The sequence below is a fragment of the Acholeplasma laidlawii PG-8A genome (assembly GCF_000018785.1).
GTDB classification, from domain to species: Bacteria; Bacillota_I; Bacilli_A; order Acholeplasmatales; family Acholeplasmataceae; genus Acholeplasma; species Acholeplasma laidlawii.
In genome coordinates this window covers 982917-1006718 of record NC_010163.1, presented here as the reverse complement: position 1 = coordinate 1006718, position 23802 = coordinate 982917, and the positions used below count along the sequence as shown (strand labels likewise).

22 protein-coding genes are annotated in these 23802 nt (G+C 32.8%); 16 read left to right on the top strand and 6 right to left on the bottom strand.

What is annotated here, in order from left to right; genetic code table 11:
- Positions 1-7: 7 nt before the first annotated feature.
- From atpD to ACL_RS04805, 11 genes are all read left to right on the top strand, one after another.
- Positions 8-1390 carry a F0F1 ATP synthase subunit beta gene (atpD, locus tag ACL_RS04855; RefSeq protein WP_012242923.1) on the top strand — a complete coding sequence of 461 codons (1383 nt, stop codon included), beginning with the start codon at positions 8-10 and terminating at the stop codon, positions 1388-1390.
- Positions 1387-1776 carry a F0F1 ATP synthase subunit delta/epsilon gene (locus tag ACL_RS04850; protein WP_012242922.1) on the top strand — a complete coding sequence of 130 codons (390 nt, stop codon included), beginning with the start codon at positions 1387-1389 and terminating at the stop codon, positions 1774-1776. Before atpD ends, ACL_RS04850 begins: the two co-directional genes overlap by 4 nt.
- 676 nt (positions 1777-2452) lie before the next feature.
- On the top strand, positions 2453-2761 hold the full coding sequence (locus ACL_RS04845; RefSeq protein WP_012242920.1) for a hypothetical protein: 309 nt from the start codon (positions 2453-2455) through the stop codon (positions 2759-2761).
- 8 nt (positions 2762-2769) lie between these two features.
- Entirely contained in the window at positions 2770-4665 is a 1896-nt protein-coding gene (locus ACL_RS04840; RefSeq protein ID WP_158298327.1) for a V-type ATP synthase subunit I, read from the top strand.
- A gap of 4 nt (positions 4666-4669) precedes the next feature.
- Positions 4670-5161 carry a V-type ATP synthase subunit K gene (locus ACL_RS04835; protein WP_012242918.1) on the top strand — a complete coding sequence of 164 codons (492 nt, stop codon included), beginning with the start codon at positions 4670-4672 and terminating at the stop codon, positions 5159-5161.
- A gap of 10 nt (positions 5162-5171) precedes the next feature.
- A complete protein-coding gene (locus ACL_RS04830) occupies positions 5172-5777 on the top strand; it encodes a V-type H+-transporting ATPase subunit E (RefSeq protein WP_012242917.1) in 606 nt (201 codons plus the stop codon).
- Positions 5778-5779: 2 nt separating this feature from the next.
- Complete coding sequence (locus ACL_RS04825; RefSeq protein WP_012242916.1) at positions 5780-6703, top strand: V-type ATPase subunit; 924 nt, start codon at positions 5780-5782, stop codon at positions 6701-6703.
- Between the two features lie 7 nt (positions 6704-6710).
- The gene (locus tag ACL_RS04820; RefSeq protein ID WP_012242915.1) at positions 6711-7016 is read left to right on the top strand and encodes a V-type ATP synthase subunit F; all 306 of its coding nucleotides are present in this window, start codon (positions 6711-6713) and stop codon (positions 7014-7016) included.
- A gap of 14 nt (positions 7017-7030) precedes the next feature.
- Complete coding sequence (locus ACL_RS04815; RefSeq protein WP_041634129.1) at positions 7031-8791, top strand: V-type ATP synthase subunit A; 1761 nt, start codon at positions 7031-7033, stop codon at positions 8789-8791.
- Positions 8792-8795: 4 nt separating this feature from the next.
- A complete protein-coding gene (locus ACL_RS04810; protein ID WP_012242913.1) occupies positions 8796-10175 on the top strand; it encodes a V-type ATP synthase subunit B in 1380 nt (459 codons plus the stop codon).
- A gap of 5 nt (positions 10176-10180) precedes the next feature.
- Positions 10181-10822 carry a V-type ATP synthase subunit D gene (locus ACL_RS04805; RefSeq protein WP_012242912.1) on the top strand — a complete coding sequence of 214 codons (642 nt, stop codon included), beginning with the start codon at positions 10181-10183 and terminating at the stop codon, positions 10820-10822.
- 87 nt (positions 10823-10909) lie between these two features.
- On the opposite strand, the gene ACL_RS04800 is transcribed toward ACL_RS04805, so the two are convergent.
- The 5 genes from ACL_RS04800 to ACL_RS04780 are packed head-to-tail and all read right to left on the bottom strand — an operon-like array spanning position 10910 to position 16169.
- On the bottom strand, positions 10910-11986 hold the full coding sequence (locus tag ACL_RS04800; protein WP_012242911.1) for an NADH:ubiquinone reductase (Na(+)-transporting) subunit F: 1077 nt from the start codon (positions 11984-11986) through the stop codon (positions 10910-10912).
- Positions 11987-11995: 9 nt separating this feature from the next.
- Positions 11996-12580 (bottom strand): Rnf-Nqr domain containing protein, encoded by a 585-nt coding sequence (locus ACL_RS04795; protein WP_012242910.1) that lies wholly within the window; start codon positions 12578-12580, stop codon positions 11996-11998.
- A 13-nt stretch (positions 12581-12593) separates the two neighbouring features.
- Complete coding sequence (locus ACL_RS04790; RefSeq protein WP_012242909.1) at positions 12594-13253, bottom strand: Rnf-Nqr domain containing protein; 660 nt, start codon at positions 13251-13253, stop codon at positions 12594-12596.
- A 1-nt stretch (position 13254) separates the two neighbouring features.
- Positions 13255-15225 carry an FMN-binding protein gene (locus tag ACL_RS07300; protein ID WP_012242908.1) on the bottom strand — a complete coding sequence of 657 codons (1971 nt, stop codon included), beginning with the start codon at positions 15223-15225 and terminating at the stop codon, positions 13255-13257.
- Positions 15222-16169, bottom strand: coding sequence for an RnfABCDGE type electron transport complex subunit D (locus ACL_RS04780; protein ID WP_012242907.1), 948 nt, complete (start codon positions 16167-16169; stop codon positions 15222-15224). Before ACL_RS04780 ends, ACL_RS07300 begins: the two co-directional genes overlap by 4 nt.
- Positions 16170-16324: 155 nt before the next feature.
- Between ACL_RS04780 and mgtE the strand changes: the two genes are divergently transcribed.
- The 5 genes from mgtE (at position 16325) to ACL_RS04755 (ending at position 23028) form a co-directional block, all read left to right on the top strand.
- Positions 16325-17749, top strand: coding sequence for a magnesium transporter (gene mgtE, locus ACL_RS04775; protein ID WP_012242906.1), 1425 nt, complete (start codon positions 16325-16327; stop codon positions 17747-17749).
- Positions 17742-19064, top strand: a complete 1323-nt coding sequence (locus ACL_RS04770; protein WP_012242905.1) for a magnesium transporter — start codon at positions 17742-17744, stop codon at positions 19062-19064. The genes mgtE and ACL_RS04770 overlap by 8 nt, the downstream gene beginning before the upstream one ends.
- Positions 19065-19138: 74 nt before the next feature.
- Positions 19139-20041 carry a phosphogluconate dehydrogenase (NAD(+)-dependent, decarboxylating) gene (gnd, locus tag ACL_RS04765; RefSeq protein ID WP_012242904.1) on the top strand — a complete coding sequence of 301 codons (903 nt, stop codon included), beginning with the start codon at positions 19139-19141 and terminating at the stop codon, positions 20039-20041.
- Entirely contained in the window at positions 20038-21387 is a 1350-nt protein-coding gene (zwf, locus tag ACL_RS04760; protein ID WP_012242903.1) for a glucose-6-phosphate dehydrogenase, read from the top strand. Before gnd ends, zwf begins: the two co-directional genes overlap by 4 nt.
- Positions 21388-21540: 153 nt before the next feature.
- On the top strand, positions 21541-23028 hold the full coding sequence (locus tag ACL_RS04755) for a carboxypeptidase M32 (protein WP_012242902.1): 1488 nt from the start codon (positions 21541-21543) through the stop codon (positions 23026-23028).
- Between the two features lie 29 nt (positions 23029-23057).
- Here ACL_RS04755 and ACL_RS04750 read toward each other — a convergent pair whose 3' ends face one another.
- Positions 23058-23654 carry an MBL fold metallo-hydrolase gene (locus ACL_RS04750; RefSeq protein WP_012242901.1) on the bottom strand — a complete coding sequence of 199 codons (597 nt, stop codon included), beginning with the start codon at positions 23652-23654 and terminating at the stop codon, positions 23058-23060.
- Positions 23655-23802 lie beyond the last annotated feature (148 nt).

Genomic DNA, 23802 nt, shown 5'->3' with positions numbered 1-23802 from the left:
GGTAAACATGAAAGGAAAAATTGTAGCGATCATAGGACCTGTTGTGGATGTTTCTTTTATGGATGAACTTCCGAATATCAACGATGCACTTGAGGTTAGATTAAGTGAAACTGAAACAAGAACACTAGAAGTGGCTTCCCACTTAGGAAATCATATGGTTCGTACAATCTCACTTGAAGCAACCGATGGGTTAGCTCGTGGTATGGAAGTTATCGGTACACTATCTCCAATTAAAGTACCAGTAGGTAAAAAAGTATTAGGGCGCATGTTAAACGTTTTAGGTAAACCAATGGATGGTCTAGATGAAGTAGATACAAAAAGATACATGCCAATCCATAAGTTACCTCCTGATTTCCATGATTTAGGCGGAGAAACTGAAATTTTAGAAACAGGTATCAAAGTCATAGACTTAATTGCCCCATATATTAAAGGTGGTAAAATTGGTTTATTTGGTGGTGCCGGTGTTGGTAAAACCGTATTAATTCAAGAAATGATACATAACGTTGCCAAAAACCATGGTGGTATTTCTGTCTTTACAGGGGTTGGTGAACGTGTCCGTGAAGGTCATGAACTCTATCATGAGATGAAAGACTCTGGTGTTTTAGATAAAACTGCACTGGTCTTTGGTCAAATGAATGAACCACCGGGTGCAAGATTAAGGGTTGCTTTAACAGGACTTACCCTTGCGGAGTATTTTAGAGATGGTGAAAAACAAAACGTCTTGCTATTTATTGATAACATTTATAGATACATTCAAGCAGGTTCTGAAATATCAGCCCTACTTGGAAGAATGCCATCTGCTGTTGGTTATCAACCAACACTAGCAACGGAAATGGGTAAACTTCAAGAACGTATTACATCAACCAGATACGGATCTATTACCTCCATTCAAGCCGTCTATGTACCAGCAGATGACTACACAGACCCTGCTCCAGCAACAGTTTTTTCGCATCTTGATGCGACTACAGCCTTAAGTAGAAAACTAACTGAGGATGGCATATATCCAGCAATTGATCCGCTTGGGTCCACATCTAGAGCACTTACACCTTCTGTTGTAGGCCAAGAACATTATGACACTGCACGTGAAGTACAACGTATGCTACAAAGATATCATGAACTCTTAGATATTATTGCCATCCTAGGTATGGATGAATTAAGTGATGATGACAAATTAGTTGTACACCGTGCAAGACGTATTCAAAACTTCTTAAGTCAAAATATGCACGTCGCTGAAAGATTTACCGGTCAAACTGGTAGTTTCGTCCCAATTAGAGAAACCATTCGGGGATTTAAAGAAATCTTACAAGGTAAACATGATGATTTACCTGAAGAAGCATTCTTACTTGTTGGTACGATTGATGATGCAATTGCTAAGGCTAAAAAACTATGAAATTAGAAGTGATTGGACAACAAGGTATAAAATACCAAGAAACAATTGATTATGCTGTGATATTAAAAAAAGAAGGCGAGTTTGCAATTTTAGATAAACACGTTCAAACGCTTACTACAGTACATAATGAATTCATCAAACTCGTCCAAAATGATCTTGTATTCTATTTATATGTTCAAAGTGGTGCAGTTGTTTACAAGGACCGTTTACTAAGAATATTTGCGATGAGTGCAGAACTGGCAAGATCAAAAGAAGATGCCGTTAAACTTGTAACTAGGATTGAAAAAGAGGCAAGTGAAAAAGCTAAAAAACAAAATGTGGATTACTCTCAATTAGAAAAAGAATTAAGAGAACAAATCACTAAAGCTAAAGCTGGTCATATTTAAACATGAAATACCCTTTAAAGATTGATGAAAAACTCAGTTTTAAGGGTATTTTTATTTAAATTAACTACATACGAAGATGTAATTTATGTAATAAACTTTCCGATTTTAAATGAAAAACCTCCATAAATATGTTAAAATAGTTTTGGTATATAAATTGGTGATATTAAATTTGTGCACTTGTAAACAAAGAAAGCAATTCACACAATAAACTGGTGCATATACAAGGAAAATAACTACTTTTTATGGTGGAGAAGGATAATGCGTAAATTAATTTGATACTTATGTAATTGCATTATAAAAACCATATTATTATATACGTGATACAATGATTAACGAGAGAACAATTCAAAAAATTCATCTTAAAATATAAATCATATGAGACGATTTTTTAAAAGTCAAGGAAGGTCAAAACTATGTTTTATAAACATGTGTATCCTTATGAAAATAAATGGTTTAATGAGATGACAAATTGAACTAAATAAAGCGTATTGAATTAAATATAAGGTAATAGTAACTTGACTATAAAGATGTGCAAAAACTCGATTAACGAAATGTATTACGACGAAAAAATTGCAATATTTATAAAGGGTTTAGAAGGCACCATCTTATTTATTACAATGATTAAAGTGATTAAATATTTATAAAAAAGAGAAGTATACATAAAGGAGGACGGCATTTGAGCAAGCTAGAAGCAATCATTGCATTAGAAAATCAAGTAGAGCAAGATATTTTAAATGCAAGAAAAGAAAAAGAAGCCATGCTAGAAAAAGCTAGATTAGAAGCAAAACAAGTAATTGATACACTTAAACAAGCACAACTTGAAAAGTTGAATCAATTACAAAAAGAAGCTGATTTAGAAGTAGAGGCAATCACCAAAGAAAATGATGTAGCTAAAAATAAACTACACCAAAAAATTGAAACCGACTATAAAGATGTAACATCTAAATATTTGGAATTACTTAAAAAAGAGGTAATATCAAAATGATCGTTTCAATGCAAAAAGTAAAATTAATTTTTCTAGAAAGTGATAAGGAGCAAATTTTGAATGAACTTCAAATGCATGCCCTTTTTATGCCTGATAAAAAGCATTTTAAATCAGTTACACCTTCAGAAGATTTAATTCGCGTGAGTAAAGCTATTGAAATTATTGAAAGATATTTAAAAAAATCTACGGGTAATAACGCGATTGTTACAAAGTCTGAATTTGAACTCTTAGATCAACATAGCTTAGAACTTGCAGCAAATATATTAGATTTGCAAAATACATATTATAAGTTACAAGAAACTCAAAAGTCCTTAAAAGAAAAATATGAGGAACTTTTACCATATAAAAATTTAAGTGTAAGTCAATCAAGAATTGAAACCTTAAGATTTACACAAGTCGTATTAGGATTTATCCAAAAAGAAAAGTATGATGCATTTAAAGGTCACATGGATACTTTAGGGGCATATGTAGATATTTTAAGTAGTGATGATAATTATCATTATGTTTCTATCTTGATTGATAAAGATCAAAGTGATAGATTAGAAGATTTACTAGAATCCATGGATTTTAATATTGAACCTAATAGAAACTATGATAAGACAAATATGGAAGTGATTACTGACTTAAATTCCGAATTAGAATCCATTGAAAAAGAAATGAAGGAAACAGAACAATTCTTTATCGATTCTAGTAAAGATTTAGGTGGACTAAAACTTTTACATGACCAACTCTTAAGTAAAGAATCAAAATTACAAATTGAACTTTTAAGTACTGAAACAACAGTCTATGTAGAAGGTTGGGTTAGAGGTGATCAAGTAGAAGACATCAAGACAATATTAAATGATAAGAACTTTGTTTTTGAATTAGAAGCACGTGATGCACTTTCAGACGAGTCGGTGCCTACAGCGTTAAAGAATAATGGATTTGTTAAACCTTATGAATATATTACCAACCAATTTTCAACACCATCTGCTTCTGAAGTAGACCCGAACCCATCTATGAGTTTTTGGTACTGGTTAATCTTTGGTATCATGATGGGAGATATTGGTTATGGGCTTGTGATGATTGTTGCATTTGGTTTATTACTCAAATTTGGAAAACTAAGAGGTGCAACAAAAGATTTGGTTAAAATATTTTGTTATTCAGGTGTCACTTCAATAGGTGCAGGTATATTATTTGGATCCTTCTTTGGAGCAACCATCTTCACTCCATTATTAGATCCGATAAATGATCCGGTTCCGATGTTAATCATTTCACTTATTTTGGGTGTTGTGCATATCGTACACGGTTTAATACTGAAACTTATTAACAGTTATCGACAAAAAGATATCTTAGGTGGCCTTAATGATGCAGGTTCATGGATATTTATCCTAGTAGGATTAAGTCTATTTATAACAGCAACGTTTATCCCGCTAGAGAGCTTAATTCAAAATATTTTACTTTACACATCTTATGTACTCATGGGATTAGGTGTACTGATTATCATTTTATTAAATGGTAGAGAACAAAAATCTATACCAGGAAAAATAGTTTCAGCTATTGCTGGACTATATAACTCAACAAGTTACTTATCAGATATCTTAAGTTACTCTAGAATTTTAGCATTATCCCTATCCACTGCAGTTATTGCTTATACAATGAACTTACTAGGTGAAATGGTATGGGGTTCTATTCCTGTATTAGGTATATTATTAGGTATCATAATTTACTTAATAGGGCACGTATTTAACTTTATTATGGGTATGTTATCTGCATATGTACACGCAGGGCGTTTACAATATCTAGAGTTTTACGGAAAATTCTTTGAAGGCGGCGGTTACTTATTTGAACCATTTAGCCTACAATTAAAATATGTTTATCAAGTCAATTTAAAAGAAAATAAAGAAATTAATAAGGAGAATTAAAAATATGCCATTCATTTTTATGTCATTTGACGGTTTAACTTGGGCACTCATGGGAGTTGCCTTAGCAGCAGGTTTAGCAGGTATTGGTTCAGCGATGGGGGTTTCTATTGCTGGTAGAGCAGCAACAGGAGTATTAAGTGAAAAACCAGATTTGTTCGGTAAGGTTTTAGTATTACAAGCACTTTCAGGTACACAAGGTATTTATGGATTCTTAGTTGCAGTATTATTATTAGTTAGAATGGGTTGGTTAACAGGTTCACCAATCGCATTAACAGAAATGCAAGGTCAAATGTATTTTGCAGCAGCATTACCAATTGCACTTGTTGGTTTAGTATCAGCTATTTACCAAGGTAAAATGTCAGCTGCATCTATTTTAATGACAGGTAAAAGACCAGAGATCTCAACACGTGGGATTACAATGACAGCCTTAGTAGAAACTTATGCGATCTTAGCATTACTTGTATCCATCTTAATGTGGACACAATTACCTGCTTAAAGAGGCTATTATGTCAAAATTAGAAGAGAAAATAATACAAAAAGGTCAGTCAATTATTGAATCTATAAATTTAAGTGCTAAGCATGAGTCTGAAGCACTTAAACATAGATTAATTGAGGAAGCAAAAGCTGATTTAGAAGTTCAACTTCATAAAGCACAACAGAAAGCTAAGGCACAAGTTGAACAAGCTAAACAAGAAGGTATACGTGCATTAAGAGATGAAGTCGCTATATCTAAACAACAGCTGATTGAATCCATCTTTACAGCATTAAAAGAAGAATTAAAGCATTTAAACAAAGAAGACTACTTTAATTATGTAGTACGTTCTATTCAAAACCAAGCTATTGATAAAACAGAAGAAATTCAAGTAAATAAGAAAGAATACGCAATGTATCAAAGTATTCTAACAACTAAGAAGGGTGACTTAGTCGAAGCAGATCTATTAAATCAAAAATTAGGTAAAGACTATCAGTTAAAATTAAGCCATACACCAGCACAAATCGAATCAGGATTTATGCTTGTAGGTAAACTATATGACTTAAACTTTTCATTTGAAAATTTACTTGAGAGTCTAACTAAAAAGTATGAAAAAACTATATATGAGGCGTTAAATTAATAATGGATATTTCATTTGTTAGTGGTGTAATGAGTGGATCTATGGATCACTTATTATCACCAAGCCATTTAAAGAGTTTTGAAAATATATCTAGAAAAGATTTTTTAAGTTTGCTTAAAACACACCAATATGGTCGTGCCAGTGAAACGAATATTGACAGCATTATGTTAGAAGAAGAATTAAAACATCGTCAATTCTTAGAATCTTTAATGGATAAAGATCATCTCATCTTTAAAGTGTTATATTTAACATTTGATCATCTGTTTTTATCAAACCTAATGAAATCCTATCACCTAGGATTAACTTATAATAAGTTTACAGATAGTTTAAGTAACTTTCATGAAGAAAGATATGAAGATTATATTTTAAATGGAGTATCTGGTTTACTTGATTTAGAAGACATTTCGTTTTTAGATCACATAAAATCAGAGACAACTCAATTAGATGCACAAGGTATTTCTGATAGAGTGATTAAAATATTACATGATAGAATCATAACTTCATTCAACAAAAAAACAGATAATTATATCAAAAAATATATTGAATTAGAAACGACTATCTTGAATGTGATGTTACTGATAAGAAGCATCAAATACAATAAAAATATAGAATATTTAGAAATGAATATCTTAAGTGGTGGTATGATTGATAAACATATTCTAATGGAATTGTTTGACAAATCACTTACTGAAATAGGACAGTATTTAAGTCTTCACTTTGATGTGACTTTAACTGATGCATTTAAATATGTAGGTAAGCCAAACTTCTTAGATATATTAAATGATGCATTCAATGTTTACAGACAAAATCTTTTAGAAGATTTGAGTTTCCAAAGTTTAGGTTTTGCAACAGTACTTCACTATACAATTTTAAAAAGAGATGAAATGCGTGTATTAAAAGAAAAGTATTATCAAATTAAGGAGTAGATGAATTATGCCAGAAATAGTTGCATGTAGTACGAATGAGTCATTCATTATTCTACGTAGTGTGGGTGTAACCGTCTATGTTGATAATGACTTGAAGAATGTAGAAGAACATATTGCCAAATATGCATCAAGTGATAGTAAAATTATCATCTATGATGCAGTTAGTGAGGCTTATGTTCAAACTTTATTAGAGAAATATGAAGAGTCTATGTATCCTATATTTTTAAAACTACCAAGTGGTTTAAAACATGAAGATACATTATCCGAATTGAAATTACTTGTTGAAAAATCAATTGGGATTTCAATTATATGAAGGAGCATGAAAAAATGACAAATCAAGGTATTATAACTAAAGTATCAGGTCCATTAATTGTTGCTAAAAACATGGGTTCAGCTCAAGTTTATGATGTTGTTAGAGTTTCTGACAAAAGATTAATTGGTGAAGTCTTAGAATTACGTGGTGATCTAGCATCGATTCAAGTTTATGAAGAAACTGCTGGTATTGGACCAGGTGAACCTGTATTTTTAACAAATGAACCATTAAGTGTTGAACTTGGACCTGGTTTGATCGGTGGTATTTTTGATGGTATTCAAAGACCACTGGATAGTATTTATCAAATCCATGGACAAGGTATTCCACTGGGTGTTGATATCCCTAAATTAAATAGAGAAAAGCTATGGCAATTTATACCACAAGTTGAGGTTGGGGATATTGTAGAAGGTGGCGATATTATTGGTATTGTTCATGAATCGGAATCTGTAGTTCATAAAGTTATGGTTCCACCAAATCTAAGTGGTACTGTAAAGTCAATCAAATCCGGTGAATTTACAGTGGTTGATACTGTATGTGAACTAGATCATGATGGCGACATCTTACCACTTAAGATGATGCAATCATGGCCAGTACGTATTAAAAGACCATATAATAAAAAAATAGCACCAACGCAACCAATGGTTACAGGACAACGTGTTATTGATACGTTATTCCCGATTGCTATCGGTGGTATTGCAGCAATCCCTGGACCTTTTGGTAGTGGAAAAACTGTAGTTCAACACCAATTAGCAAAATGGGCTGATGCAGATATTATTGTGTACATTGGTTGTGGTGAACGTGGAAATGAGATGACTGACGTACTTATGGAGTTCCCTGAATTAAAAGATCCTAGAACAGGGCAGCCACTTATGAAACGTACTGTATTAATCGCAAACACCTCAAACATGCCAGTTGCTGCGAGAGAGGCTAGTATCTATACAGGTATTACAATTGCTGAATACTTTAGAGATATGGGCTATAAAGTAGCTATTATGGCGGACTCTACATCACGTTGGGCTGAAGCCTTACGTGAAATGTCTTCAAGATTAGAAGAAATGCCAGGTGAAGAAGGTTATCCTGCTTATTTAGGTTCAAGAATTGCAGAATTCTATGAACGTGCAGGTTTAGTTGAAACACTTGGTTCAAAGGCAAGAACTGGTGCAATTACCGCTATTGGAGCTGTTTCCCCTCCAGGTGGGGATACATCAGAACCAGTATCACAAGCAACTCTAAGAATTGTTAAAGTGTTTTGGGGCTTATCTGCATCACTTGCATATAGACGTCACTTCCCTGCAATTGATTGGTTAAAATCTTATTCATTATACGATGAACAGATTAGAGACTTCTTTAACACAAATGTAGATAAAAATTGGACACACCATGTAAGTTTTGTTTCAACGCTTTTACAAGAAGAAGCTTCACTCCAAGAAATTGTAAGACTTGTAGGGGTAGATTCACTAGGTGCATCAGATCGTTTAAAATTATTAGTAGCTCAAATGATTCGTGAAGACTATTTACATCAAAATGCATTTGATCCAATTGATACGTACTCATCATTAGATAAACAATTTAGATTATTAGATATGATTATTTTATTTAACGACTTAGCAGTTCACGCAATTGAACATGAAATGTCTTTTAAAGATATTGAACGCTTAGCTGTGAAAGAACAAATTGGACGCTTTAAGTATGTTGAAGAAAAAGATATGCTAAACACATATGAAGAGGTCGTTAAAGAGATGCATCAACAATTTAGCGGTTTAAGAAAGGAGTAAAACGATGTCGAATAGAGAATATAAAACAATCAAAGAAGTCGTTGGACCCTTAATGCTTGTAACACATACTGAAAATGTTAAGTATGATGAAACAGTGCGTGTTAAACTAGCTAATGGTACGACCAGATATGGGCGTGTCCTAGAAATTGATCAAGATAAAGCGTTAGTTCAATTATTTGAATCCAGTCAAGGATTAAAAATAGAAGATGCTAAAGCAGTATTCTTAGGTCATGGTTTAGAACTTGATTTATCTCCACTCATTTTAGGCCGTATCTTTAGTGGTATGGGTGAACCTAAAGATGGTAAAGGTAAAATCATTCCAGAAATGAAAATGGATATTAATGGTATACCACTAAACCCGGTAGCTAGAGACTATCCATCTGAGTTTATTCAAACAGGAGTTTCATCCATTGATGGATTAAATACACTTGTTCGTGGACAAAAATTACCAATCTTTTCAGGATCAGGACTACCTCATAATAAACTAGCTGCAATGATTGCTAGAAATGCAAAAGTTGTTGGTACAACGGATAACTTTGCAGTAGTATTTGCTGCAATTGGTATTACATTTGAAGAGTCAAACTTCTTTATTGAGGAATTTAAAAAATCAGGTGCAATCGATAGAACAGTCATGTTTGTAAACCTTGCAAATGACCCGGCAGTTGAACGTATTGCAACCCCTCGTATGGCAATTACAGCAGCTGAGTATTTAGCTTATGAATTAGATATGCACGTTTTAATTATCATGACTGATATTACAAACTATGCAGAGTCCTTAAGAGAAATTTCAGCAGCGAGAAAAGAAGTGCCAGGACGTCGTGGTTACCCTGGTTATATGTATACTGACCTTTCGTCTTTATATGAGCGTGCAGGTCGTGTAAAGGGCAAAAAAGGCTCTATTACGCAATTACCTATCCTTACCATGCCAGAAGATGATAAGACCCACCCAATTCCTGACTTAACAGGATATATTACAGAAGGTCAAGTTATTTTATCTAGAAGCTTACATCAAAAAGGTATACAACCACCAGTGGATGTTTTACCATCTTTATCTCGTCTAAAAGATAAAGGTATTGGTGAAGGTAAAACAAGAGATGATCACTCTGATACATTAAACCAATTATTTGCAAGTTATGCACGTGGTAAAGAAGCTAAAGAATTAGCAACTGTACTCGGTGAATCTGCATTATCTGATACAGATAAACTCTATGCAGTATTTGCAGATAAGTTTGAAAAAGAATACTTATCTCAAGGATATGAATCCAATAGAACTATCGAAGAAACACTTGATCTAGGTTGGAAATTATTAAATATTCTACCAAGATCTGAATTGAAACGTATTTCTAATAAACGCTTAGATAAATACTACAAAGTTAAGGAGTAATTTCAATGCCAAATATCGCTAATGCAACAAGAATGGAGCTTACAAGATTAAAAAATCAACTAGCTACAACAAGAAAGGGACATCGTCTTTTAAAGGATAAACAAGATGAGATGATGCGCCAATTTTTAAAACTGGTTGAACAATATAAAGTCTTACGCACGCTTGTTGAAGATAAATGGTTGGATGCCTTAGATAAGTATGATAGTGCTAAAGCGTTTCATTATGAATCTGAATTACGTGAAAAATTTCTAGTACCTGCAACAACGCTAGAACTTGAATATAAAAAAGAGTCCGTCATGAGTGTTACAGTACCTAAAATTGAGATTAAAGAAACTATAAAGCCTCAAATCACGTACTCATTTCATGGTACACATCCAATATTAGATGATATTGTCCTAAATCTAGCAAGTAATTTAGATAAGTTTATTGAACTTGCTGCAATGGATAAAAGAGTCCGTATCTTGATAAGAGAAATTGAAAAGACTAAGCGCCGTGTAAACGCGATTGAACATATTCTAATTCCTGAAATTATGGAAGACATTAAAGTTGTTCGAATGAAAATTAACGAGGCAGAATTATCTAATACAATACGTATCATGAAATCTAAAGATCTTATCTTAAAAAAACAATTAGATAGTCAAAAATGATTATAAAACTCACCCAAAATAAGGTGAGTTTTTTTATAAGCTGAATATCATAAAATAAAAAGGTGAGCATTAAGCTCACCTTTAAAATTAGAATTTATCGAAGTAGATATGTTCTTCAGGCATACCTTTTTCTCTTAATACTTTAATACATGCATCGATCATACCAGGAGATCCACAAAGATATGCTTCGTGACCACTTAGATCACCAGTGTGTCTTGCAACAACTTCTGTAATAAGACCGATATCTAGATCCCACTCATCTTCTGGAAGTGGTGTAGATAAAGCTGGAATATATTTGAAGTTTGGATACATCGCTTCAACATCTTTGAATTCTTTAGTATAATATAAATCTTTTTTAGTTCTTGCACCAAAGAAGTATTGTGCTTTTCTTGGCATGTTTTGTTCAATTAATTTATAGATAATTGAACGAATTGGAGCTTTACCAGAACCACCAGCAATCATAATGATTGGGCGAGTAGACTCTTCTTGTAAGAAGAAGTCACCAAATGGACCTGTAATTTTTAATGTATCGCCTATAACTAAAGCTTTATGAATAAACTTAGTTGCAACACCGCCTGGTACTAAACGAATAATTACCTCAGGGTGTCTTAAATCATTTGGATTTGATGCAATAGAGTATGCTCTCGTTGTTTCAATACCAGGTACTTCGATTTGTAAGTATTGTCCTGGTTTGAATACGAAATCTTCTTTCATTTCGAATTTAATACGTCTAATATCGTGTGTTAATTGCTCAACTTCAACGACTTTACCATAGAAAGGTTTAACATTTAATACGGAAGGTGGTACTTCAACTTGCATGTCTTCAGTGACAACCACTTGACATGATAAGCGAACGCCTTCGCTAATTTCATCTTTTGATAAGAATGGTATTTCTGTAGGTTTTGGAGCTTCATGCCAGTCAACTAATCTAAATTTACATGTACCACAAGTAGCTTTACCACCACAAGAAGAAGGTAAGAAAATTTTATTATTAGTTAATGCATTTAATGCTGTTTCTCTACCAGAGATTGTAATGACATTATCTTTATTAACAGTGATTTTACGTTCACCACCACCACCGAGTAATTTATCAACTAAGATAACTACAAGTGTAACAACGATGAGTAAACCAATAAGAATTATTGGTGTATATAATGGATCCATAGTTTCCTCCTAAAATGACACTCTACCGATACCGGTAAAGCCAATGAATGCTAATGCTAAGATCCCTAAAATTAAGAATGCAATCGCGCGACCACGTAAACCTTTTGGAAGGTTAGATACGCGGTACATTTTTTGTCTAACACCTGCAAGTAAGATCATTGCAAATGTCCAACCAACTGAAGAACCGAATGCAAATACGGTTGTTTGTAAGAAGTCATAATTTCTTTGTTGGAAAAACAGTGATACAGATAATACGATACAGTTAACAGTAATTAGTGGTAAGAATATACCAAATGATTCGTAAATCTTTGGAAAATATTTAGCTAAGAACATTTCTAAGAATTGTACAAATGCTGCAATAACAATAATAAATACTAATAATGCTAATTGTTCTGTACCAGTTGCTTTAAGTAATTCATAAATTGGCCAGTTAATTATAGCTGTGATTGTAACAACAAAGATAACTGCAACACCCATGTTGACGGAGTTTTTAATGGATGTAGATACAGCGATTAATGAACACATCCCTAAAATGAAGATCAAGGCGATGTTATTTGATAGTATTGATGCTAAGAATAATTCAATTAATTCCATGTTTTATCTCCTCCTACGCTTCTTCATATTTCTTGGTTAATGTACGCACTAACCATGCTAATAAGGTTAATACGAAGAAACCACCAGGTGCTAACGCCATAACGTTCCAGTTAATCCAGTTATCAAAACCAGGGATACTCATACCAAGGAATGTTCCAAATGCTAAAGGCTCACGAACTGCAGCGATTGCAATTAATACTAAGGTATAACCCATACCGTTAGCAAAACCGTCAATAATAGTATATTTAACAGGATTTTTGATAGCAAATGCTTCTGCTCTACCCATAACAATACAGTTTGTGATAATTAAACCAGTATATGCACCAAGGTTTGCAGCAACTACAGGTAGGAATGCTTGTAAGAACATTTGAACTACGATAGTAAACATTGAAATAATAACCATGAAAGCTACCATACGTACCTTTGAAGGGATGAGATTACGCATCATAGAGACCATCATAGAAGAAGCCATGATAACGAATGTAACACCAATACCCATGACGATTGCATTTTCTACTCTATTTGTAACAGCAAGTGCTGAACAGATACCTAATACTGAGACAATAATTGGGTTTTCTTCTGAAATACCATTTTTAAGTATGAGAAACCATTTTTTGTATTGGAGTCTTAACCAGCGACTTGGTTTAGGTAAGATTGATTGATTGTTTTCCATATTATGCCTCCACCGCAAATGCTAATTTGTATGCTGCTACTGTCTCATTTAAAATGTTTAACATAGAAGCCTTAGTTGTAGTAGCTCCACCATAACCATCAACAATTTCAGAATCTGTTGTTGGTGTTTCTACAAATGAGATTGTTGGTGAGAATTTCTTACCAACATAAGCATCAAAGAATGTTAGGGTTGTTTGAATACGTGCACCCCATTTTTCATGTTGTTCATAAACACTGATACGAACAATTGTTTCAAAATCACTAGCTAGTGTTATAACACCTTTAATGTCACCTACAAAACCTGTTGTTTCATATGTGAAACTTACATTTTGATTTGTCTTATTTGTATATAATGTTAAGTCACCAGAAGTTTCTACATTAAATGTTGTATCAAATAATGTTTCATAATTTAAGTCAGTAGATTCAACACCGTTATTTGCAAGCATTGCTTTTTTCCAAACCATGTTTGGATCGAAGAACGCAGTGTAATATGTATCACGTACTGAATTTAATATCTCAAGCATAGCGCCTTTAGTTGTAGTTGCACCACCATAACCATCAACGATTTCAGAATCGGTTGCTGGAGTTTCTACAAATGAGATAGTTGGAGCAAACTTCTTACCTACATAAGCATCAAAGAATTCCGCGTTATTTTGGATACGAGCTCCCCAAGTTTCGGATTGTTGATAAATTGTAATATAAACAATTGTTGAAAAATCATTTTCAAGTGTTAATACACCCTTAATAACACCACCAAAACCGTCTGTTTCAAATAACATACTAATATTTTGGTCTGCGTTATTTCTATAAAGTGTTAAATCACCTTGTGTTTCAACAGTAAATGTTTGATTGAATAATGTCTTATAATCTGCTTCAGTAGAAGTAATACCATTATTAGTTAGAAGGGCTTGTTTCCAAACCATGTTTGGATCTACACCATCAATAAAGATTGAATAATATAAATCTCTTGCTTCATTAAGTCCTAATACGAAATTCTTTCTAGTCGTTGTAGCACCACCGAAACCATCAAAATCATCAGATAATTCGAAGTCAGGTGCAAATTTCTTACCTACAAAGTATTCTAATACTGCTGGGTTTGTTTGAATAACTGCGCCCCAACCTTCTGATTGAGAAAGTACTTTGATACCTAGAATTGTTTCGAATAGTGGATCAAGTGTCACAACTGCATCAATTGGACCGTTAAATCCGCCAGCAGTAAATGTGAAACTTACGTTGCCATTTACTTTGTGAGTATATAGTGTTAATTCATCGATTGTATTTGTTTCGAAGTTTTGAGCAAATACATTTTCAAAGTTTTCGCCAGTAAACTCGACATCATTATGAGTCATAATAGCTTTCATAGCAACGGATAATGGATTTACATCTCCAAATAAACCTAACATAGTGCGGTATTCAACACTTAATAGACCAACAAAAGCATTAGAAGTACCAGTAGCACCGGTAATTGCATCTACTTCATAATCTGTAGTAGGTTCTGATTTAACAGCCACCAACCCTAAGGATTCATCAAATTTCTTACCAGCATAATTATCTAGATAAGGTTTTTCTGCAACAATACCACCTAAACCTGGAGTTTCTCCTTGTTTAGTAACAGTGATTTGAACAATTGTTTGGAAATCACTTTCTAATGTAATAACACCAGCTATGGTATCCCATAAGCCACCACCGCTGAACTGATAACTCACTGCACCAGTTTGGTTATGAACATATAAGTATCTTGTCTTACCATTAGTGTCTTCTGCAGTTCTTTCTTCAAAAGTTTCTAGAAATACTTCGTCGAAGTTTGCATCAGTATAATCAACATTATGATGCGTTAATATAGCTGTTTTCCAAGCATATTCTGCATTTTTAGCAATTCTATCACGTGTGATCATATCTGCACCCATTAAAATAACAGAAGATACAATACCCATGATAAGAACGAAACTTAACATACTAATATATTTTTTCATATAGCTACCTCCTCGAGGTTAGGAATATCTTTTACTTTAGGTACAGTCCATACATCAATTAAGCCTACAACAGCATTCATGAATGTTACAGAATAGATAATACCTTCAGTATTTGGTGCAAGAGGATTGAAAACCCAAATATTTTGAATAATCCAAGTGATAAATCCTAATCCAATTCCATAGATGAATTTACCCTTATTGTATAATGGTGCAGTTTGTGGGTCTGTAGAAACAAACATGACAGCAAACATTAAGTGTCCCATTAAAATAGAGTAAGTTGCATACATAAATGGATTAACACCTGTTTTTGTAAAACCATTGATGAGTGATAATACAAAATATGTACCTACAAAGGTTAGTGGAATACGCCAATCAGATATTCTTACAACCATCATGAGTAAACCTAATATAATGATACCCAACTTAAATGTAGTACCGATTGCTCCAGCATAGTTTCCTAGTAAGACATCCCATAAGGAATAGGTAGTCATGATTTGCCCTGGACTATTTTTAAAGATTGTAGCTAAAGTCTGAGGAGAAGCCAAACCAGATACTGGTTCTAGAAAATTATTAACATAAATTGGAAATGCAAGTGCAATGAAGATTAATCCAACCATGGCTGGATTAAATACGTTCTTGTCTTGCCCACCCCATATGGATTTTGCAAAGAATACCCCAAATGCTGTAGCAATACTTACCATCCAAACTTGATCAATGATCGTTGGTGTTGTAAGTAGTGTAATAACAAGTGGTGTGATCCAGAAACTTGTCCAATCAAAAGTTTCTTTTCTAGCTTTTGTGCTAAGTATTTCTACCACGAAAGACGTGAGTATTGCCAGTGCGCCCACAATAAAAACAGTCGCTCCAAAAATAAACGAAGCAGCTATCAGTAGTATGAACAGTGCGCTAGCAACAAATATTCTACTTTGTTGTGATTTATTCATTTTAATTTCCTCTCAAGTATTGTTATATTTATTTTAACATGCTAAGACGAAATAATATGTAAATTTACACTCGTTTTATTAAACCTTTGTATAACAAAGAAGAACCGAACTAGATAGAACAATAAAAAAATAACATCATACAGCATAATGGACAAATGGGGCTTAAAAATGATATCATTGATAATAGAAGACTTTACCAAATTTTAGTAATAAAAATAACGGTTGAAGAATTAAAGGGATGTGTAAATATGGATATTAAAGATATGCTTTTAAATGATGCTTCTGATAAGGATATCCTTCAAGCATTAGAAGAAATGCACAGTTTTGATATTGTAGAAATCTTCAAAGAATTAAAACCTGAATATCAAGAAAGATTAAAGCAAATTCTACCTACAGAGCAGTTTGCTGATGTTTTGTCATACCTAGAACCGGAACATGCAGCAGAACTACTCCAAACTCAAAGCTTAGAGGAACAAGTATTAGTCGTACAAAATCTTGAGCCCGATGATGCTGCCGATATTATTAATGAGTTTGGTAAATCAGAGAGACTAGAACTTATTAATGAACTAGATGCTAGTGATCCTGTAATAAACTTAATCCAATATAAGGAATATACAGCTGGTGCTTATATGAATAATGACATATTGTTTGTAGAAGGTACAAATGATGTCAAAGATATTACTAAAAAGCTCATTAAAAGCGCAGCAGACTTAAAGAGTGTTAAAACAATATTTGTAACAGATAATGAATCGAAATATCTAGGTCAAATTGCACTCAAAACTCTAGTAAGAGCAAAAAGCCCTTTAACTGCCCAAGATATTCTCAAAAAAGAACCAGTACTCAATGTGTTTGATGATGTCGATGTCATCATCAAACATATGAAGTATTATGGTGCTTATGATGTTGCAGTATTAAATGATGAACAAAAAATCATTGGAGCAATTACAACCGACGACTTACTTGATATCTACCGTGATGAAGCAGTAGAAGATATTGAAAAACTATCGCTTCTACCGGATACCGATGTTAAAACAAATGTATTTAATAGTGCGCTTAGAAGATTACCTTGGTTAATAATTATGATGCTTTTAAGTATACCACTTGCTTTGATTACTTCAAATTACGAAGAAATTCTAACAAGTGTCGTAATACTTGCATTATTCCAACCACTGCTATTAGATTCTGGCGGTAATGTTGCCCACCAAACACTTGCTGTTACATTAGTTGGACTAACGAGTAAAGAAGGAGTTTCAATTAAGGACGGCTTAAAAGAAGCATTATCAGGAATGATAATTGGGTTAGCACTAGGTATTTTAGCGTTTATTGCAGCCTATATTTTAAGTGATTTAATGAAAGTGGAGTCCCCTTTATTAGTAAGTATTGTTGTAAGTTTAACTATTTGGATTATAGTAATACTTGCACCTATTATAGGGTTTTTAGTTCCTTTTATATTAAGCAAACTCAACTTTGACCCTGCTTCCTCATCTGGTCCTTTTATTACTACAATTATTGATGTTTTATGCCTAGTCATTTATTTTGGTCTAGCTACTTTACTACTAGGAGGGATAATCCATGCGTAATATTGACTTAAATGCATCTGTACAAAAGTTAAAAGTACAGCTTCAAAAGTATCATGCTTCTGATATTGCTACAGTATTTAAAGACCATGAAGACTACCGTATGAAAATCTTTCAAGCACTCGGTGTTAAAATGTTTAAACATGTATTTGTATTACTGGACGAAGACATTCAAATAGAGTTTTTTGATGAACTTACAAAAGAGCAAAAACAATCCATGTTAAAGTTTTTAGATACTGAAGATATTAAAGCATTTATTGATTTACATGAGGTTCAAAAACAAATATTTATCATCTCTTTATTGCAAGAAAAAACTAAGAATGAAATTATGCAGTTATTTACCTATGAAGTAGACTCATCAGGTGCCTTATCATCTCCACACTTTGTCAATCTATCCAATACATTAACTGTAAAAGAAGCAACACATTATGTGACAACAGAAGTCACTGAAAAAGATGAACTTGATGTTATCTTTTTCCATGACCAAGATGATTTATATAAAGGTGCTATTCCACTTCAAGAACTGATAATTGCAAGAGCAAATCAAAGTCTAGAAAAACTCATCAATGATCAATATCCTTTTGTATATTCAGATGACCCAATTGAACTTGCTATTAAAAAGATTAGAGACTATGATATAGAAATCATTCCAGTACTTGATCATGACCATAAACAAATTGGTATTATCTTATTAGATGATGCCTTAACGATTATGGATGAATTACATACAGAAACCATTACGAGTTTAGTTAAAGCTCATACAATAAGTGATACTGATTCCGCTTTAAAGCGCTCTATGAACCGTTTACCTTGGCTAGTGATATGTGCTTTATTAAATATTATGATAGTAAGTGCTCTTTCTGGATTTAGTAATGTTCTAGAAACGAATGTTGCGCTTATTTTATTTCAACCACTTATACTTGGTATGGCAGGTAACATTGGTACTCAAAGTATTGCTGTATCCATTTTAAAACTACAGAATCAACCCCAATTATTCAAAAAAGATGTCTTTTTTGAACTTGGGATTGGCTTCTTAAATGGTTTGATTTCAGGTGTTATAGGTGGTGGATTTGTCTATGCGTTTTTAAACATCCTACCTAATACCTATACAGATATGAACTTGGTTGCACTGGTTGTATCATTATCTATATTTATATCTATGGTTTTATCTGCACTATTTGGTGTCCTAACACCGATGATACTGCGCAAGTTTAATCTAGATGAAAAAGCGGCAAGCGGTCCACTAATTACCACAATCAATGACTTTTTTGCACTAGGAAGTTACTTTATCATTGCAGCAATCATTTTACTGGCATAAAGAGTTTATATAAAATATAAAGATACATCCTGTGTTAAAATAACATATAGAATAAAAATAAAAAGGAGTCAAATATGAGAATTCATTTAATTGGTTTAGGGAAAATGGGTGCAAATTTGGCATTAAACTTAAAAGATAAGAAACATGAAGTGATTGGTTTTGATTTAAATGATCAAGCTAGAGCACAATTAAATAAGGCTGGTATTGAAACACATGATGAATTAGCTAGTTTTTTAGTAAGAAAAGATCATGCAAGATTGATTGTTTGGCTTATGATACCAAATGGGTTAGTAGATCAAGTTATTGAACAAGTGATTCCTTATTTAAATGAAAAAGATATTATTATTGATGGTGGAAACTCTAACTTTAATAAATCGATAGAACGCTACAACAAACTTAAAGAGTTAGACATTGATTTTGTTGATGTTGGTACCTCAGGTGGTACTGAAGGTGCTAGATATGGTGCTTGTTTAATGGTTGGTGGAACTAAAGAAGTATTTGAATATTTAAAACCGGTATATCATGATGTATCTGCTAAAGACGGTTATGGCTATATGGGTGGTCCAGGTAGTGGTCACTTTGTTAAGATGGTTCATAATGGTATAGAATACGGCATGATGCAAGCTATTGGTGAAGGTTTTGAGTTAATTGAAGCCTCTAATTTTGATGTAGATTATGAGCGTCTAACTAAAGTATGGAACAGTGGATCTATCATTGAATCTGCACTTGTAGGTTATATTGGCAATGCATTTAGTAAAGATGCTAAATTAAGTGAAATACAAGGTCGTATTGATGATAGTGGTGAAGGTAAATGGATGGTTGAGGAAGCACTTAATTTAGAGGTAGCTATTCCAGTCATTGCACAATCCTTATTTACAAGATACAAATCAAGAGATGAGCACAAATTTAGCGAGAAAGTGGTAGCTGCAATGCGTAATGAATTTGGTGGACATGCAGTATATAAGAAGAAAAAATGAAAAAAGACTTAATTATTGTTATATTTGGTTCTACAGGTGACTTAACTGCAAGAAAGTTATTACCTGCAATTACTGCACTATATAACTCAAATAATATTACACAAAACCTACAAGTCATTGCACTAGGCCGTCGTGATTTTGATACAAAAGCTTATTTAGAATACATTCAAAAGCACACAACTAAAAAGTTAGATATGGTGACTTTAAATAAGATTTTAACGTATTATGAAATACAAATCACCGAACCTCAAGACTATGTAAACCTTCAAAAATTTATTGAGCCGATGTTAAAACCAGATACTAAAGAAATTTATTATATGGCAATAGGTCCTGAAATATTAAAAACTGTGTCTAAAAACGTATCTCAATCGAAGCTGATAGAATATAAAAATCCAAACCAAGTCTTAGTATTTGAAAAACCATTTGGACATGATTTAGATTCAGCAATGGCAGTTAATGATATGTTATGGAACTACTTTGATGAATCTCAAATATTTAGAATTGATCATTACTTAGGTAAAGAGATGATTCAAAATCTAATGACTGTTAGGTTTGCTAATAGAATATTAAAAGATACTTGGGATTCTAAATCTATTCAGTCCGTTAAAATCCATGTAAAAGAAGAGGAATGTATCCTATCAAGAGCTGGATATTATGATACATCTGGTGCCTTAAAGGATATGGTTCAATCTCACCTTCTACAAATATTATCCTTAGTTGCAATGGATGCACCTAAAAAATATCAATCAGATTACATTAAAGATGAAAAAGTAAAAGTCTTAAGAAGTCTTGAAATTGATCAAGAAAGTGTCGTATTTGGTCAATATAAGGGCTATTTGGATGAAGAAAATATTCCAAGTGACTCTAATACAGAAACATTTGTCTACTTTAAAACGTATGTGAATACACCACGTTTTAGAGGTATTCCATTTGAAATATTAACTGGTAAGAAGTTGGCTAAAAAAGAATCTTATATTGAAATACTTTATTACCCAACTGATGAACAAGAAAACTGGCATTTAGATATTTTACCAAATAAACTAACAATTCATATTCAACCAAATGATGGTGTAGCACTTAATATAAACTCTAAAAAACCTGGATTAAAAGAAAATTTAGAAGAAGTTACACTATCCTTTAACACCTCAGAATCCGTTGAAGGGAATATTCCAGAAGCCTATGAAAAACTCATTTTAGATATTGTTACCGGACATAAGACACTATTTACGAGATGGGATGAAATTGATGCAAGTTGGCATTTCATCGATCAAATCAAAAAGTGTACGAACTGTGTAATTGTCTATGAAGATGAAAAAGATATCATGAGTCATATTCATAAAAAATAAAAATATAAAACACTTATTCAATATAAGTGTTTTATATTTATCCATTTGGAAACGCTTTCTATGGAGTTTTAGTAGAATAATTGTACAAAAAGACGATAAAACAACATATTAATGCTATAATAAAAAAGAATTAAATACCTAAAGGAGTACACTATGCAAACGTATATAGATACCTACAAAAACATGCGTAAACGCCTCAATGCATATGGTTATGCGATGTGGGTTTTAGAGTGGGATTTAGAAACAGATCACCCCACGGGCGCTGTAGATTATAGAGCCGAACAAATTGAAGTCTTAAGTAATGAAATCTATGCTTTAGAAACTGATAAAAAATATAATAAAGCAATAGATTATCTATATGAAAATATTGATAAACTCGATGATTTACTAAAAAGAGAAATAAAAAAAGTACAAAAAGAACTTCGTTTAATCAAGAAGATGCCGAAAGAAGAATATATAGATTATCAAGTATTATTATCTAAATCTACTTCAATTTGGTCGAAAGCTAGAGAAAACGATGATTTTGAAATGTTTTTACCCATACTAGAAAAAATAGTGGCATACCAAAGAAAAATAGTACGTTACCTACAAACTCCTGAACTTAAAGGTTACGATGTCTTACTTGATTTATATGAAGAAGGCATGACAACAAAGGAATATGATGTATTTTTTGAAGATTTAAGAAATGAACTTGTACCATTTGTTTTAACAGCAACCAGTGGTAAAAAGCCGTTATCTAGAAAATTAACTAAAAACCTATTTCCTTTATATAAACAAAAACAATTCAACATGTATCTAACTGATGTGTTTAAATTTGATTTAACACATGGTGTGCTTCGAACAAGTGCACACCCATTTACATCAAACTTCTCAAGTTTTGATGTAAGAATTACGACTAGATACATCGAAAACTCCATTGAATCAGCAATATTCTCAACAATTCATGAAATGGGACATGGAATCTATGAACAAAACATCAATCCAGAATTAAAAGATACGAATCTTGCCACAGGTAGTTCAATGGGTATTCATGAATCTCAATCAAGAATGTATGAGAATATGATTGGCCGTTCCTATGCATTTTGGGAAGCACACTTTGATCACTTAAAAGAAATATTTGATAAAGAACTTAAGAATGTTACACTACTAGAATTCTATCAATATATTAACCGTGCAGAAAGATCACTTGTACGAACGGAAGCTGATGAACTGACCTATCCACTTCACATCATGGTGCGTTATGAAATTGAAAAATTACTGATTAGCGGTAAACTCAAAGCAAAAGATGTCGCTAAACGATGGAAGAGACTCTACCAACAATACGTTGGTGTACGTCCTAAAGATGATAAAGATGGTGTTTTACAAGATATACACTGGGCTGCAGGTTCTTTTGGGTATTTTCCAACCTATGCGCTAGGTAGTGCGTATGCGGCTCAAATTTATTATGCAATGAATAAAGATTTTAATGTTGAAAATGCGATTTCTGATAATAAAATTGAAAAAATCAATGCATGGTTAAAAGAACATATTCATCAATATGGTCAAAGTAAGTCACCCAAAGAGTTGATGTTACTTGCAACTGGAGAGCCATTTAATTCAAAATATTATATAGAATACTTAAAAAGAAAGTTTTCAAGTTAAAAAAACAGATGCTATCAACGCATCTGTTTTCATTTTAGGAAGGGATTATTTTCCTTTTCATATCCTATAGTAGTTGGTTTACCATGACCTGGATAAACAACTGTTTTATCAGGCAAGGTTAGTAGTTTAGTTCTAATGGTATCCATTAAAACTTCTTCATCACCAAAGGGTATATTTGTACGTCCGATAGATTCGAAAAATAACGTATCACCACAAAATAGAAATGGTTCATTATATAAAGCAGTAGAACCTTCTGAGTGACCTGGTGTTTCGATAACTTTAAAAACGTGGCGACCAAAATCTATTTTATCGCCTTCAACTACATATTGGTCCACAGGTATTTCGTATGCAAAATAGTTGTAGACAGTATCTGTCATCCAAACTTTATCCTTTAGTGGCGCATACACTGGGATATGATAATGTTCCTTTAATTGTTTTACACCGCCGGTATGATCATGATGACCGTGTGTAATGTAAATAAATTGTGGGTCAAGCTTTCTTGACTTGATGTATTCGATAATTTCAGAACCCTCGTAACCTGGGTCAATAATAAAACACTGTTTATTTTCTGAAACTACATACGCATTCGATCGAGCTTCTCCCAACTTTAATCCAATGATTTCCATAATTTCACCTGTAGAGATTATACACTAGTTTTATAATTTAAACAATTACTTCGATTATATTTACATATTGTGGTATTTATAAACATTATAAATAAAAACGATTGATTCAATTACCGATTTATTATATACTTAAATAAGAACACTTGTA

Coding starts and splice junctions, on each gene's coding strand:
- atpD (WP_012242923.1), top strand. CDS start 8: ATGAAAGGAAAAATTGTAGCGATCATAGGACCTGTTGTGGATGTTTCT.
- ACL_RS04850 (WP_012242922.1), top strand. CDS start 1,387: ATGAAATTAGAAGTGATTGGACAACAAGGTATAAAATACCAAGAAACA.
- ACL_RS04840 (WP_158298327.1), top strand. CDS start 2,770: ATGCAAAAAGTAAAATTAATTTTTCTAGAAAGTGATAAGGAGCAAATT.
- ACL_RS04835 (WP_012242918.1), top strand. CDS start 4,670: ATGCCATTCATTTTTATGTCATTTGACGGTTTAACTTGGGCACTCATG.
- ACL_RS04830 (WP_012242917.1), top strand. CDS start 5,172: ATGTCAAAATTAGAAGAGAAAATAATACAAAAAGGTCAGTCAATTATT.
- ACL_RS04825 (WP_012242916.1), top strand. CDS start 5,780: ATGGATATTTCATTTGTTAGTGGTGTAATGAGTGGATCTATGGATCAC.
- ACL_RS04820 (WP_012242915.1), top strand. CDS start 6,711: ATGCCAGAAATAGTTGCATGTAGTACGAATGAGTCATTCATTATTCTA.
- ACL_RS04815 (WP_041634129.1), top strand. CDS start 7,031: ATGACAAATCAAGGTATTATAACTAAAGTATCAGGTCCATTAATTGTT.
- ACL_RS04810 (WP_012242913.1), top strand. CDS start 8,796: ATGTCGAATAGAGAATATAAAACAATCAAAGAAGTCGTTGGACCCTTA.
- ACL_RS04805 (WP_012242912.1), top strand. CDS start 10,181: ATGCCAAATATCGCTAATGCAACAAGAATGGAGCTTACAAGATTAAAA.
- ACL_RS04800 (WP_012242911.1), bottom strand. CDS start 11,986: ATGGATCCATTATATACACCAATAATTCTTATTGGTTTACTCATCGTT.
- ACL_RS04795 (WP_012242910.1), bottom strand. CDS start 12,580: ATGGAATTAATTGAATTATTCTTAGCATCAATACTATCAAATAACATC.
- ACL_RS04790 (WP_012242909.1), bottom strand. CDS start 13,253: ATGGAAAACAATCAATCAATCTTACCTAAACCAAGTCGCTGGTTAAGA.
- ACL_RS07300 (WP_012242908.1), bottom strand. CDS start 15,225: ATGAAAAAATATATTAGTATGTTAAGTTTCGTTCTTATCATGGGTATT.
- ACL_RS04780 (WP_012242907.1), bottom strand. CDS start 16,169: ATGAATAAATCACAACAAAGTAGAATATTTGTTGCTAGCGCACTGTTC.
- mgtE (WP_012242906.1), top strand. CDS start 16,325: ATGGGGCTTAAAAATGATATCATTGATAATAGAAGACTTTACCAAATT.
- ACL_RS04770 (WP_012242905.1), top strand. CDS start 17,742: ATGCGTAATATTGACTTAAATGCATCTGTACAAAAGTTAAAAGTACAG.
- gnd (WP_012242904.1), top strand. CDS start 19,139: ATGAGAATTCATTTAATTGGTTTAGGGAAAATGGGTGCAAATTTGGCA.
- zwf (WP_012242903.1), top strand. CDS start 20,038: ATGAAAAAAGACTTAATTATTGTTATATTTGGTTCTACAGGTGACTTA.
- ACL_RS04755 (WP_012242902.1), top strand. CDS start 21,541: ATGCAAACGTATATAGATACCTACAAAAACATGCGTAAACGCCTCAAT.
- ACL_RS04750 (WP_012242901.1), bottom strand. CDS start 23,654: ATGGAAATCATTGGATTAAAGTTGGGAGAAGCTCGATCGAATGCGTAT.